Source organism: Streptomyces sp. URMC 124 (assembly GCF_051386455.1).
GTDB lineage: Bacteria > Actinomycetota > Actinomycetes > Streptomycetales > Streptomycetaceae > Streptomyces.
In genome coordinates this window covers 1-13524 of the sequence record NZ_JBPQTS010000080.1, presented here as the reverse complement: position 1 = coordinate 13524, position 13524 = coordinate 1, and the positions used below count along the sequence as shown (strand labels likewise).

The 13524-nt window shown below is 71.1% G+C and carries 11 protein-coding genes; 3 read left to right on the top strand and 8 right to left on the bottom strand.

Translation table 11 applies throughout. The annotated features are described in order from the left end of the window. Positions 1-26 precede the first annotated feature (26 nt). Positions 27-1136, top strand: coding sequence for an alpha/beta hydrolase (locus ACSNOG_RS18290; protein WP_436753714.1), 1110 nt, complete (start codon positions 27-29; stop codon positions 1134-1136). 128 nt (positions 1137-1264) lie between these two features. Here the strand turns inward: ACSNOG_RS18290 and folE are convergent, their stop codons facing one another. The 6 genes from folE to dacB all read right to left on the bottom strand — a co-directional run bounded on the left by folE (position 1265) and on the right by dacB (position 8870). Then, a complete protein-coding gene (gene folE, locus ACSNOG_RS18285; RefSeq protein WP_436753713.1) occupies positions 1265-1870 on the bottom strand; it encodes a GTP cyclohydrolase I FolE in 606 nt (201 codons plus the stop codon). A gap of 144 nt (positions 1871-2014) precedes the next feature. Continuing rightward, complete coding sequence (gene ftsH / locus ACSNOG_RS18280; protein WP_436753712.1) at positions 2015-4009, bottom strand: ATP-dependent zinc metalloprotease FtsH; 1995 nt, start codon at positions 4007-4009, stop codon at positions 2015-2017. Positions 4010-4276: 267 nt separating this feature from the next. After that, positions 4277-4816, bottom strand: coding sequence for a hypoxanthine phosphoribosyltransferase (hpt, locus tag ACSNOG_RS18275; RefSeq protein ID WP_058047052.1), 540 nt, complete (start codon positions 4814-4816; stop codon positions 4277-4279). Between the two features lie 99 nt (positions 4817-4915). Next, on the bottom strand, positions 4916-5932 hold the full coding sequence (gene tilS / locus ACSNOG_RS18270) for a tRNA lysidine(34) synthetase TilS (protein ID WP_436753711.1): 1017 nt from the start codon (positions 5930-5932) through the stop codon (positions 4916-4918). A gap of 190 nt (positions 5933-6122) precedes the next feature. After that, positions 6123-7268 (bottom strand): zinc-dependent metalloprotease, encoded by a 1146-nt coding sequence (locus ACSNOG_RS18265; protein ID WP_436753710.1) that lies wholly within the window; start codon positions 7266-7268, stop codon positions 6123-6125. Between the two features lie 126 nt (positions 7269-7394). Beyond that, positions 7395-8870 carry a D-alanyl-D-alanine carboxypeptidase/D-alanyl-D-alanine endopeptidase gene (gene dacB / locus ACSNOG_RS18260; protein WP_436753709.1) on the bottom strand — a complete coding sequence of 492 codons (1476 nt, stop codon included), beginning with the start codon at positions 8868-8870 and terminating at the stop codon, positions 7395-7397. 86 nt (positions 8871-8956) lie between these two features. Between dacB and ACSNOG_RS18255 the strand changes: the two genes are divergently transcribed. Continuing rightward, on the top strand, positions 8957-9454 hold the full coding sequence (locus ACSNOG_RS18255; protein ID WP_030367366.1) for an inorganic diphosphatase: 498 nt from the start codon (positions 8957-8959) through the stop codon (positions 9452-9454). Positions 9455-9892: 438 nt separating this feature from the next. Here ACSNOG_RS18255 and ACSNOG_RS18250 read toward each other — a convergent pair whose 3' ends face one another. Continuing rightward, entirely contained in the window at positions 9893-11584 is a 1692-nt protein-coding gene (locus ACSNOG_RS18250) for a threonine/serine exporter family protein (protein ID WP_436753708.1), read from the bottom strand. A gap of 160 nt (positions 11585-11744) precedes the next feature. Further along, positions 11745-12845 carry a DedA family protein gene (locus ACSNOG_RS18245; RefSeq protein ID WP_436753707.1) on the bottom strand — a complete coding sequence of 367 codons (1101 nt, stop codon included), beginning with the start codon at positions 12843-12845 and terminating at the stop codon, positions 11745-11747. A 256-nt stretch (positions 12846-13101) separates the two neighbouring features. On the opposite strand from ACSNOG_RS18245, the gene ACSNOG_RS18240 reads away from it, so the two are divergent. Then, positions 13102-13467, top strand: coding sequence for a YbjQ family protein (locus ACSNOG_RS18240; protein WP_436753706.1), 366 nt, complete (start codon positions 13102-13104; stop codon positions 13465-13467). Positions 13468-13524: the final 57 nt, after the last annotated feature.

The following is a 13524-nucleotide window of genomic DNA, read 5'->3' as shown; positions in this document are numbered from 1 at the left end:
CCGGGTCGCTCGGCAGAAAGAACCTCATGGGTCTCACCAGCATGGCAGTTCTGCTGCTCGCCATCGCGGCTGCGGTAGTGCTCTTCGCGTTGACCATTTGGCTCTGGCCCCGCCTGGGCAAACGGAGCGTGGGCTCCATACTCGGCAGGGTGGGCATGATGCTGGCCACACAGCTCACCCTGTTCGCCGCGATCGGTCTGTGGGCCAACCAGTCCTTCGGCTTCTACGGATCGTGGGCCGACCTCTTCGGCCAGGTCAAGGAAGAGGGCGTGATCGTCGACCACAGCGCCGCCGGCAAGCGGGTGCAGGTCGTGAACACGCAGGCCGTGAAGGTGCCGCGGGGCAATGTCCCGCGCGTCGGCGGAAAGATCGAGAAGATACAGATCGCCGGCGTCGAGTCGAAGATCAACGGCCCGGCGTATGTGTACCTGCCGCCGGAGTACTTCCAGCCGGAGTACGCGAACCGCAAGTTTCCCGCTTCCGTCGTCCTGACCGGATACCCGGGCACCGCCGAGGCGCTCATCAAAGGGCTCGACTACCCCGTCCGCGCGCACAAGCTGAGCAAGGACAAGAAGATGCAGCCCACCATTCTGGTGATGATGCGTCCGTCCATCGTCGGCCAGCGCGACACGGAATGCATCAACATACCGAAGGGCCCGCAGGCCGAGACCTTCTTCACCAAGGACCTGCGCAAGGCCATCACGGCCCAGTACCGCGTGGGCGACAAGGCCGCCAACTGGGGCATCATCGGCAACTCGACCGGTGGCTACTGCGCACTGAAGATCGCGATGCGCAACCCGGACGCGTACAGCGCCGCGGCCTCGCTCTCCGGCTACTACAAGGCCCTGCAGGACCCCACGACCGGTTCCCTCTTCGGCGGCGACAAGAAGCTGGAGAACGAGAACGACGTGTTCTGGCGGCTGAAGCACGAGAAGACCCCGCCGATCTCGGTGCTGGTCACCAGCAGCAAGCAGGGCGAGCACAACTACAAGGACACCCTGAAGTTCATCGAGCAGGCCAAGGGCTCGGCCCGGGTCTCCTCGATCATCCTGGACAGCGGCGGCCACAACTTCAACACCTGGCGCCGCGAGCTGAACCCCACGCTGAAGTGGATGGGCAGCCGCCTGAGCGCGTAGCGCCTGCGGCGGTCCCGCACCACAGCCGGTTCCGCCGTCCGTATTCCGCCGAACACCCGCCGTCGTGGCCTCGCGCCGCCGCGGCGGGCATTTTTATGCGGTGCGGCTACCGGGTTTATGCGGTGCGGCTACCGGGCCATGATCAGGCTCATGGCCTCCGCCCGCGTCGCGGGATCCCGCAGCTGGCCGCGCACCGCCGAGGTCAGCGTCTTCGCGCCGGGCTTGCGGATGCCCCGCATGGACATGCACATGTGTTCGCACTCGATGACCACGACCACGCCGCGCGGCTCCAGGATGTCCATCAGCGAGTCCGCGATCTGCGTGGTCAGCCGCTCCTGGACCTGCGGCCGGCGGGCGTAGACGTCCACCAGGCGGGCCAGCTTCGACAGCCCGGTGATCTTCCCGCTGGTCGAGGGGATGTAGCCGACGTGCGCCACGCCGTGGAACGGCACCAGGTGGTGCTCACAGGTGCTGTAGACCTCGATGTCGCGCACGAGCACCATCTCGTCGTGCCCGAGGTCGAACGTCGTGGTCAGCACGTCCTCCGGCTCCTGCCAGAGCCCCGCGAATATCTCCTTGTACGCGCGTGCCACCCGCGCCGGCGTCTCCCGCAGACCCTCCCGGTCCGGGTCCTCACCCACGGCGATCAGCAGCTCACGCACCGCGTTCTCGGCGCGCTTCTCGTCGAATGCGCCGACGTTCCGCTCGGCGTCCAGCGTCACCGGGTCGGTCATGGAGTGCCTCGTTCTCTCGTGCGTTCGTAGCAACCGGCACCGCCCGGATAAACGGGATGCCGCGCCCCCCAGGCTAAAACCTGGGTGACGCGGCATCCATTCCGGGCCCTGTGGTGCAGGGCCCGGCAGGGCCTGTGCGGCGGCTCAGTTCTCCGGGCGGGCGTCGTCCGGAAGGTCGAGCGAGTCCATGGCCTGACCACCGTTGCTCGGGGCGAGCTCCTTGGGGGAGAGCACCGGCGGGCGGGTGGAGGGGGTGCGGCGCGAGGAGCCGGTCCACGCCGGGCGGGCCGGGCGCTTCACGATGTGCTTGAAGACCTCGGCGATCTCCTCCTTGTTCAGCGTCTCCTTCTCCAGGAGCGCCAGAACCAGGTTGTCGAGGACGTCGCGGTTCTCGACCAGGATCTCCCACGCCTCGTTGTGCGCGGTCTCGATGAGCTTCTTGACCTCTTCGTCGACCAGCGCGGCGACCTCTTCCGAGTAGTCACGCTGGTGCGACATCTCGCGGCCCAGGAACGGCTCGGAATTGTCGGAGCCGAACTTGATCGCGCCGAGGCGCTCGGTCATGCCGTACTGCGTGACCATCGCGCGGGCCGTGGCGGTGGCCTTCTCGATGTCGTTGGCGGCACCGGTGGTCGGGTCGTGGAAGACGAGCTCCTCCGCCGCGCGGCCGCCCAGCATGTACGCCAGCTGGTCGAGCATTTCATTGCGGGTGGTGGAGTACTTGTCCTCGTCGGGCAGGACCATGGTGTAGCCGAGGGCCCGGCCGCGGGACAGGATCGTGATCTTGTGCACCGGGTCGGAGTTCGGGGAAGCCGCCGCGACCAGGGCGTGACCGCCCTCGTGGTACGCGGTGATCTTCTTCTCCTTGTCGCTCATGATCCGGGTCCGCTTCTGCGGGCCGGCCACGACGCGGTCGATCGCCTCGTCCAGCATGTGGTTGTCGATCAGCTTCCGGTCGCTGCGGGCCGTCAGCAGGGCGGCCTCGTTCAGCACGTTGGAGAGATCGGCACCGGTGAAGCCGGGGGTGCGGCGGGCGACGGCCGACAGGTCGACGTCCGGCGCGACCGGCTTGCCCTTCTGGTGAACCTTGAGGATCTCCAGACGGCCCTGCATGTCCGGGCGGTCGACGGCGATCTGCCGGTCGAAGCGGCCGGGGCGCAGCAGCGCCGGGTCGAGGATGTCGGGACGGTTGGTGGCGGCGATCAGGATGACGCCGCCCTTGACGTCGAAGCCGTCCATCTCGACGAGGAGCTGGTTCAGGGTCTGCTCGCGCTCGTCGTGACCGCCGCCGAGGCCCGCGCCGCGGTGCCGGCCGACGGCGTCGATCTCGTCGACGAAGACGATGGCCGGGGCGTTGGCCTTGGCCTGCTCGAACAGGTCACGGACACGGGAGGCGCCGACACCCACGAACATCTCGACGAAGTCGGAGCCGGAGATCGAGTAGAACGGCACGCCCGCCTCGCCGGCGACGGCGCGCGCGAGCAGCGTCTTGCCCGTGCCGGGCGGGCCGTAGAGCAGCACGCCCTTGGGGATCTTGGCGCCGACGGCCTGGAACTTCGCCGGCTCCTGCAGGAACTCCTTGATCTCGTGGAGCTCCTCGACGGCCTCGTCGGCGCCCGCGACGTCGGCGAAGGTCGTCTTGGGGGTGTCCTTGGTGATCAGCTTGGCCTTGGACTTCCCGAAGTTCATCACCCGGGAGCCGCCGCCCTGCATCTGATTCATCAGGAACAGGAAGACCACGACGATGAGGACGAACGGCAGCAACGACAGCAGAACGCCGATGAACGGGTTCTGCTTGGACGTCGAGACGTTGTATCCCTCCGGGATCATGTTCTTCTCGGCGTTGGCCTGCAGGGACTTCGCGATGTCGACGCCCTGCTCGCCGATGTAGTTCGCCTGGATCTTGCTCGAGCCCTTGACCTTCTGGCCGTCCTTGAGCTCAACCTTGATCTTGTTCTCGTCACCGGTCGTCAGCTCGGCCGATTTCACCAGGTCCTTGTTGATCGCGTTGACGACCTGGCTGGTGTCCACCGACTTGTAGCCGCCGCCGGAGCCGACGACCTGCATCAACACGACCACGGCGAGGACGGCCAGCACGATCCACATGACCGGCCCACGGAAGTAGCGCTTCACGTCCATCCATACGGGGCGCGAGCGCCCCGTCCCTCCTGCCACAGTGAGGCACGGCCAGCCCCTGGACGGGGTGCCTGTGCGTACGGTGTCCTGCTCGACCTTGAAAGCTTGACTTGAAAGCCTGAAAAAGACTGACCTTCGGACGGTACCCCAGCATTGTCTCCCGACGCCGCTGCAGACGGTCAACCAACCCGCCTTACCCTGCTCCAACGGCGGGAACCCTCATTCGGTTCCCGCGCGCCGGTGGGCGGCCCGCCGACCAGGCCGGGGGGCTCAGCCGCCGTAGACGTGCGGCGCGAGCGTGCCCACGAAGGGCAGGTTGCGGTACTTCTCGGCGAAGTCGAGACCATAGCCGACGACGAACTCGTTGGGGATGTCGAAGCCGACCCACTTGACGTCGATCGCGACCTTGGCCGCCTCCGGCTTGCGCAGGAGGGTGACGACGTTGAGCGAGGCGGGCTCGCGCGAGCCCAGGTTCGACAGCAGCCACGACAGCGTCAGGCCGGAGTCGATGATGTCCTCGACGATCAGGACGTCCTTGCCCTTGATGTCGGTGTCGAGGTCCTTGAGGATGCGGACCACGCCGGAGGACTGGGTGCCCGCGCCGTACGAGGACACGGCCATCCAGTCCATCGTCACGGGGTTGGAGAGCGCACGCGCCAGGTCCGCCATCACCATCACGGCGCCCTTGAGGACACCGACGATCAGCAGGTCCTTGCCCGCGTACTCCGCGTCGATCTTCGCAGCCAGCTCCGCCAGCTTCGCGTCGATCTCTTCCTTGGTGATGAGCACCGACTTGAGGTCGGTGCCCATGTCCTTGTCGTCCACCCGCGCCACTCTCGCTTGTCTACGGATCGTCCGGCATTTCCGCGGCGAGCTGAGGCCCGTTCGTGACGTTCGTGCCCGTTCGAATCAGCCCTGCCGGAGGACCAGTCTGCCACCCTGCCTGCGGACCGCGACCCGCCCGGGCAGATTGATGGCCCCCTGGCCGCGCCATCCGGTGATCAGCCGGTCGACTTCCTCGATGTGCCGGGCGAAGAGCGATCCGGCCGGAGAACCCGCCGAGATGGCCGCCCGGCGCAGCACCCGGCGGCGGACCGCGGGCGGCAGGGCGTAGAGCTTGGCGGTCTCCAGGGCGCCGCTGTCGTCCCGGACGGAGGGCTCGACGGTGGCGGCCCAGTCGTCCAGGGCGTCGGCGTCGTCGCGGGAGAGCTGGGCCGTGCGGGCGAGGGCCTCGATCACGCCCTTGCCGAGCGCCTTCTCCAGGGCGGGAAGGGCTTCGTGGCGGACCCGGGAGCGGGTGTAGGCCGGGTCGGCGTTGTGCGGGTCGTCCCAGACGGGCAGGGACTGGACCATGCAGGCCTTGCGGGCCGTCTGGCGGTCGAGGCCGAGGAAGGGCCGGCGGTAGCGGCCGCCGACGCCGGAGGTGACGGCCATGCCGGCGAGGGAGCGGGTGCCGGAGCCGCGGGCGAGGCCGAGGAGCACCGTCTCCGCCTGGTCGTCCCGGGTGTGGCCGAGGAGGACGGCCACGGCGCCGTGGCGCTCGGCGGCGGCGTCGAGGGCGGCGTAGCGCGCGTCGCGGGCGGCGGCTTCGGGGCCGCCGTCCCTGCCGACGGTGACGGTCAGGGCCTCGACGGGATCGAGGTCGAAGGCGGCGAGCCGGCTCGCCACTTCCGCGGCCCGCAGGTCGGACCCGTGCTGGAGGCCGTGGTCGACGGTGACTCCGCCGGCCCGGATACCGAGCCGGGGGGCCTCGAAGGCCAGGGCGGAGGCGAGCGCCATGGAGTCCGCACCGCCGGAGCAGGCGACGAGGACGAGCGGCTCACGGCCGCCGGGGGGGACGGATGAGGGCGTGGTGGGGGTGAGGACGTCGTGAAGTACGCGGCGGACCGCCAGGCGTATCGCGGCGACCGCGGGATGTGGACCCATGTCCGTGTGTCCAATCGTTCCATATGGAGATCGTTCGGAGCTGCGCGAGCTTCGAGGCCGTCAGTCACGCTGTGTGCGTCGATGGTGACAGAAGCGAGCCATTACCCGAGCATCGCACGCCCACCCCTGACCTACGGTCCCTCGGACGGGTGATTACGGAGGCGTTCTACCCGGAGGAGGAGCTTCCGGTTCACGGCTCCGTCCTGCGGTGCACCCTTGTGACCCAGTCCGCCGGTTTGGCGATCTCCGCCTTGGTGGGCAGGGTGTTGGGGGATGTCCACACCCTGTTGAAGCCGTCCATGCCGACCTCGTCGACGACGGCCCGCACGAAGCGCTCACCATCACGGTACTGGCGCAGCTTCGCATCCAGACCCAGCAGCCTGCGCAGCGCCGCGTCCAGACGCCCCGCGCCCTTGGCCCGCCGCTGCTGGAACTTCTCCCGGATCTCCGCCACCGACGGCACCACCTGCGGCCCCACGCCGTCCATCACGTAGTCCGCATGGCCCTCCAGCAACGACATGACGGCCGTCAGCCGGGCCAGGATCTCCCGCTGCGCGGGCGTCTGCACCAGGTCCACGATGCTGCGCCCGCCCTCGTCCACGCCGTCCTCCTCCGGAGAACGGCCACCCGCCAGCGACTGCGCCGCCTCCCGGATGCGCTCCAGCAAGGTGGCGGGGTCGACGTCCGTCTCCCCCAGGAACGCCTGGATCTCGCCCTCGACGTGGTCGCGCAGCCAGGGGACGGCCGTGAACTGCGTGCGGTGCGTCTCCTCGTGCAGGCACACCCACAGGCGGAAGTCGTGCGGGTCCACCTCCAGCTCGCGCTCGACGTGGACGATGTTCGGCGCCACCAGCAGCAGGCGGCCGCCGCCCGCCGCGGAACCCGGCAGGTCCCGGCTCACCGGCGCGAACGTCTCGTACTGGCCCAGCACCCGCGACGCCAGGAACGACAGCAGCATCCCCACCTCGACGCCGGTCACCTTGCCGCCGACCGCGCCGAGCACCGCACCGCCGGGGACGTTCGCGCGGCGGTCCTGCATCTTCTCCAGCAGCGGCCCGAGAAGCGCGCGGAACCCCGCCACGTTCGCCTTGATCCAGCCCGCCCTGTCCACGACCAGGACCGGGGTGTCGTGCCCCGCGCCGCCCTCCCCCTGCACGGGCGACATCCGGGTGAACGCCCTGACGTGCTCCTCCGACGTCACCGCGTGCCGCCGCAACTCCGCGACGACCGCCCGCGCCTCCTCCCGGCTCACCTCCGGCCCGGGCCGTACGAACCGCGTCGCGGTCGCCACCGCGAGCTTCCAGTCGACCATCTCCGCACCACCGATGCTCGTCATGGCTTCACCGTACGTGGACCGCTCCGCTCGGGGTAGCGAAGCGTCCGCGCCCGGACACCCGCCCGCAGCCGGCCGACCGCGCCCACAGCACCCGCGCACGCAGAGCCCGCGCCTACGGCGAAGCGCCTAGCGGCAGCCGCACCCCGCGAGCGTCGTCGCCAGGCGGTCCAGTGCCCCCTGCGCGCCCTCGCCGGACGGTGCCCCTGTCGTCATGAAGGCGAACGACAGCAACCGCCCGTCCGCGTCCACGACCGTGCCGGACAGCGTGTTCACCCCCGTGAGCGTGCCGGTCTTGGCACGGACGACACCGCGCCCCGCCGCGTCCGCCCCGTACCGCCCGCTCAGCGTCCCGCTGAAGCCCGCCACGGGCAGCCCCGTCAGGACCGGCCGCAGCTCCGGCCGGGCCGGATCGGCCGCCCGGGCGAGGAGGGAGGCCAGGAAGCCCGCCGAGACGTGGTCCGCGCGGTCGAGCCCGCTGCCGTCGGCGATGCGGGCCCCGGACAGCGGCAGGCCGAGCTTCTCCAGGCGCCCCGTCACCGCCCGGGCCGCGCCCTCGAAGTCGGCGGGCTGCCCGGACGCCAGCGCCGTCTGCCGGGCCAGCGCCTCGGCGATGTCGTTGTCGCTGTTGGTGAGGGTGCGCTCGACGAGCGCGGACAGCGGCGGGGAGGAGACCGAGGCGAGACGTTCCGCCTTCTCCCCCGCGCGCCCCGCGGCCGCCTCTCCGTCCACCTCGACACCCGCCTCCCGCAGCATCTCGGCGAACTTCCGCCCCGCGTCACCGGCCGGGTCCGCGGTGCGCTCGGCCGGACCGTGGTCGGAGTCGTCCAGGCGGCCCTCGTCCACCATCAGGGCGCTGACCGGCGCGATGTTCTCGTTGGGCCCTATCGGGTGGACACCGGGACCGGAGTAGCGAGAGGCGTCGTAGGCGACCTTCACGCGGCCGCCCTTGCCGCGCGCCTTGAGCCCCCGCGCGGTGGCGTCCGCCAGCTCCTTCAGACTCGCGGCGGGCTGCGCCCCCTCCCGCGCCGGGCGGGCGGTGAGCGTGGGGTCTCCCCCGCCGACGAGCACGACGGTGTCCCCGTCGGCCACGGCGGTGGTCTCGATGCGGTGCGCGGGCCCGAGTGCGGCCAGCGCCGCCGCGGCGGTGGCCGTCTTGATCGTGGAGGCCGGGGTGTACGGCGTGTCCTGGTCGGACCCGTACAGCTGCTGCCCCGTGGCGACGTCCACGACGGCCGCCGAGGTCTGCGCGCCCAGCGCGGAGTCCTTCAGCAGGCCCTCCAGGGCGCCGCCGAGCCCGTCCCGGGTCGGCGGCGGGGCCGTGGCCGAACCGCCGCCGAGCGCCGCGAGGACGGGCGGCGCCGCCGGGCGTACGGGCTGCGCCCCGCGGCTCCCGCCGGCCGCCGCGCCCGTGGCCGCCCGCGCCCGCTCGGCCTTGCGCTGCCCGCCCTCCCAGGGCCCTGCCGCGCCCACCGCGGTGCCGGCCACGACGAGGCCCGCCACGGCGGACACCGCGGCGAACCGCGCGGTCCGCGCCCGCGGCGTGCCCCGCCACGGCCGCACGCCCAGCCGCAGCCGCAGCTGCCACGACCTGGTCTCCGACATCCCGGACCAGCCCCTTTCGCCAGCACACACCCACGTGAGAGACACTTAACCACCAGACGTATGTGTTGATCATGGAGGAGCCACCCGTGGAGTTCGACGTCACCATCGAGATCCCGAAGGGTTCGCGGAACAAGTACGAGGTGGACCACGAGACCGGTCGCATCCGCCTGGACCGCCGTCTCTTCACCTCGACCAGCTACCCGGCGGACTACGGCTTCGTCGAGAACACCCTCGGTGAGGACGGCGACCCGCTGGACGCCCTCGTCATCCTCGACGAGCCCACCTTCCCGGGCTGCCTCATCAAGTGCCGCGCCATCGGCATGTTCCGCATGACGGACGAGGCCGGCGGCGACGACAAGCTGCTGTGCGTCCCGGCGAACGACCCGCGCATGGAGCACCTGCGCGACATCCACCACGTGTCGGAGTTCGACCGCCTGGAGATCCAGCACTTCTTCGAGGTCTACAAGGACCTCGAGCCGGGCAAGTCGGTCGAGGGTGCGGACTGGGTCGGCCGCGCCGAGGCCGAGGCCGAGATCGAGGCGTCGTACAAGCGCCTCGAGGCCGCCGGCGGCGCCCACCACTGAGCCTGCGGCTCGCTTTGCGCGGGGCCGGGGTGCCGTACGAGACGTACGGCACCCCGGCCCCGCGCCGTTTTCCGGCCACGGAACGCCGCCCCGCCTCGGCAGGGCAATCTCTTTCCGCCGCAACGGCGCACGACCACGACGGCGCAGCCCGGCGGTGCCGTACGAACTCAGCCGGGCCCGGCACCGCCGAACGCCGCCGCCGTGGCGGATCACCGCCGCGGCGGGAGGAGGCCGTCCGGGCCACCGGGGCCCGCGAAGCGGGCGCCGCCCGGAGCGCCGCCCCGCCTCGGCAGGACAACTTCCTCCGCCGCGACGGCGCGCAACCACGACGCACGAACCCGGCGGTGCCGTACGAGCACAGCCGGGCTCGGCATCGCCGCCGGGAGGAGGCCGTCCGGGGCGCCCGGTGAGGGTCGGGTGCGGCTCGCGTGGGGCTTGCTAGAAGCCTCGCGTGCGCTTTGCCGCGCGGCGCCCCGCCGCTTCGCCCGGGACCTTCAGGAACATGCGGGCCATCTCCGCGCCCAGGTTCACGCCGATGGCGATGGCAAGGGCGAGGGCCGCGGCCTTGGTGAGGCTGGCGATGCCGGTGTTGAGCTCGTTCTTGGCGAAGTTCAGGAGGGCGAAGTACACGGCACTACCGGGCAGCAGCGGCCCGATCGCCGCCGTCACGTACGGCAGCGCGGACGCGTACCGGTAGCGCGAGAGCAGCTGCCCGAAGAGGCCGACGAGCCCGGCGGCGATGGCCGTGGCGGGCACCGGGTCGAGCCCGGCGGTGTCGGCGAGGGCGCCGTAGACCACCCAGGCGACGCCACCGTTGAGGGTGGCGACCCACACGGAGTGACGTTCCTGCTGGAGCAGCACCGCGAAGGCGAAGGACAGCAGCATCGCGGCGATGATCTGGATCACCGGCCGCTCCACCCGTTCCAGCGCCGCCTCCGGGTTGAGCGTGGCCCCGCCGACGTGCACGCCCCCGTAGAGGACCATCAGCACGCCGCAGACGATGCCGGCGATCAGATATCCGACTTCGAGCAGCCGGGCCGCGGCGGTGATGTAGTAGCCGGTCAGCCCGTCCTGGACGCCCGCCACGAGCGCCCGCCCGGGGATCAGGGCGAACAGCCCACCGGTGATCACCGCGGACGCCTGGACGTCCACGTAGTCGTGCGCGGCGCTCAGGGCCACGCCCATCGCCGCGGGCGGCAGCCCGGCCGCCACGAACTGGTAGAACTCCGGCAGCCCGCGCCCGGACGCGAGCCACGCCAGCCGGTCGCCCAGCATCGCGCCGACCGCGGCGGCGAGGAAGACCACGAGCCCGCCGCCGACGAGCATGCTCGCCGCGCCGGCGAGCAGCCCGGAAGCGGCGGTCAGACCCCAGCCGGGGTACGGGTGACGGTTGCGGCGGATCTCGGCGAGGCGCCGGTACGCCTCCTCCAGCGTCAGCCCCTGCGACGTGATGTCGTGGACGAGCCGGAAGACGGCGTCGAGCCGGGTGTAGTCGGTGCCGCGCCGCCGCACCGTGCGGTTGGCGGTGACGGGGTCGTCGACGAGGGACGGCTGGTAGCTGACGGTCAGCAGCGTGAAGGTGACCGTCGGCTCGCAGCGGTGCAGCCCGTAGGCGTGCGCGACGCCGAACATCGCCGCTTCGACGTCCTCGGCGCCCTCGCCGCCCGCGAGGAGCAGTTCGCCGATGCGCAGGGTGAGGTCGAGGACGCGCGGGACGGGCGGCCCGGGCTCGTCCTGCTTCGTGGCCCGCTCGGGCGCCGGCCGCTCTCCGACGGGCATGCGCAGCATGGTGCGCATGCGGTCCTGCCAGGGCGTGTCCTTGGTCAGGCTGACCTTGGGCGAGCCGTACGGCGGCGTGTAGCCGGGCAGGAGCGTGCTGAGGGTGGTGCTGGAGTCGGGGGCGACGGTGCCCGCGGGGAGTGTGAAGGCCGAGCCTTCGGGTTCGGTGGGCGGCTCGGGGGCGACGCCCTCCGGGATGGCGAACTCCGAGGTCGGGTGCTCGTCCTCGGGCGCGGGTGGCAGCGGGACGCCGAGGGGTGGGGTGAAGGCGCTGCGCGCCTCGTCGGACTGTGGCTTGCGGTCCTCCGGTGCCTCACCGGCCCCATTGCCACCCCGCTGCCGCTCAGCCACCTCGCGCTCCTCGTACGCCCCGCACCACCGTGGAACCCCGGCGGCGCTCCAGCCCTAGGGTCACCATGCCTGATCAGGGGGGCGTGTGCCCAGTGGGGCGGGGTCCATGCGGAACGAAGATCTCACTACGGGGCCGGCACGGGCCTCTGCCGTACGCGTCTCAGCGGCGCGCGTGGCGGCCGCGCTGCTGCTGCGCGGGCGGTCGGGGGGCGTCCGCCGGGCCCTGGCCCGAGTACGGACCCTGGCCCTCGTACGAACCCTGCCCCTCGTACGAACCCTGGCCCTGGTACGACCCCTGGCCCTGATACGGACCCTGGCCCTGATACGGACCCTGGTCCTGGTACGGGCTCTGGCCCTGGCTCTGACCCTGGCCCTGGTAGGGGCCCTGGTCCTGGTACGAGCCCTGCTCCGGGTACCGGCCGCCCTGGCCCTGGTACGGCCCCTGAGCCGCGCCCGGATACGCACCCTGGCCCGCTCCCGGATACGCACCCTGCCCCGGGTACGGGCTCTCCCCCGCGCCCCGGTATCCGCCGCCGTACGGCGGCTGAGGCGGCTGAGGCGCCTGCGACTGCTGCCGGTACTGCGGCGCCGACGGCGCCGACGGCGCCTCCGCCGCGACCGCCGCGGCCTTCTTGCTCTTGGAGCGGGCCCGCAGGAACTCGATGATGATCGGCACCACCGAGATCAGCACGATCGCGACGAGCATCATCTCGATGTTCTTGTGAACGAACTCGATCTTGCCCAGGCTCGCACCGAGCAGCGTCACGCCGACGCCCCACAGGATGCCGCCGATGATGTTGAAGATCAGGAACGAGCGGTAGTTCATCCGGCTCACGCCGGCGATGATCGGCGTGAAGGTGCGGATCACGGGCACGAAACGGGCCAGGACCAGCGATTTCGGGCCGTACTTCTCGAAGAACTCGTGCGCCTTCTCCACGTTCTCCTGCTTGAAGAGCTTGGAGTCCGGGCGCTTGAACAGCGAGGGGCCGACCTTGCGGCCGAAGAGGTAGCCCGCCTGGTCGCCGAGGATCGCCGCGACCGCGACCAGCGTGCACACGACCCACAGCGGCTTGCTGATCTGACCGGTGGTGACCAGCAAACCCGTGGTGAACAGCAGGGAGTCACCGGGGAGGAAGAAGCCGATCAGGAGGCCGGACTCCGCGAAGACGATGGCCAGGACGCCGATCAGACCGAATTGCTCGATCAGATAGTTCGCGTCGAGCCACTGGGGGCCGAGCGCGAGGGTGGTCGTGGGAGTCACGGGTGACAGGCTCCTGGGTCGAGGGCGCAGGCTCGTGCGAGGCCCGGGCACAGGCGGGGCGGGGCGGTGTGCGGCCCCAAGTTACCAACGCGGCGGGGCTCCGCCGCGTTCCAGTGTGATTACCAGTGTGCGGCAGTGGCCTTCCCCGTGTCCTCCTCGTCGGGTACACCCGGTCGGCGCAACCCCGCAGCCCCCGCATGCGTCCTGGTCAGGCACCGGCAAAACTGCACACACTGCACACACGGAGGTGGATGCGATGGGCATCGAGGAGTACGGCGGCGGGCAGACCCAGTCCGACGTCCTGGTCGTGACCACGAACGACGTCCCGGGCTACAAGGTCGACCGCGTCATCGGCGAGGTCTTCGGCCTCACCGTGCGCTCCCGTCACATCGGCAGCCAGATCGGCGCGGGCCTGAAGTCCCTGGTCGGCGGCGAGCTCAAGGGCCTGACGAAGACCCTGGTGGAGACCCGTAACCAGGCCATGGACCGGCTGGTCGAGCAGGCGCGCGCCCGCGGTGCGAACGCGGTGCTGATGTTCCGCTTCGACGTGACGGAGGCGGCGGACGTGGGCACCGAGGTGTGTGCGTACGGCACGGCGGTGGTGATCTCGCCCCGTCCGTGAGGGGACCGGAAGAGCCGGAGGGGGGGGGGGGGGGGGGGGGGGGGGGGGGGGGCGGGG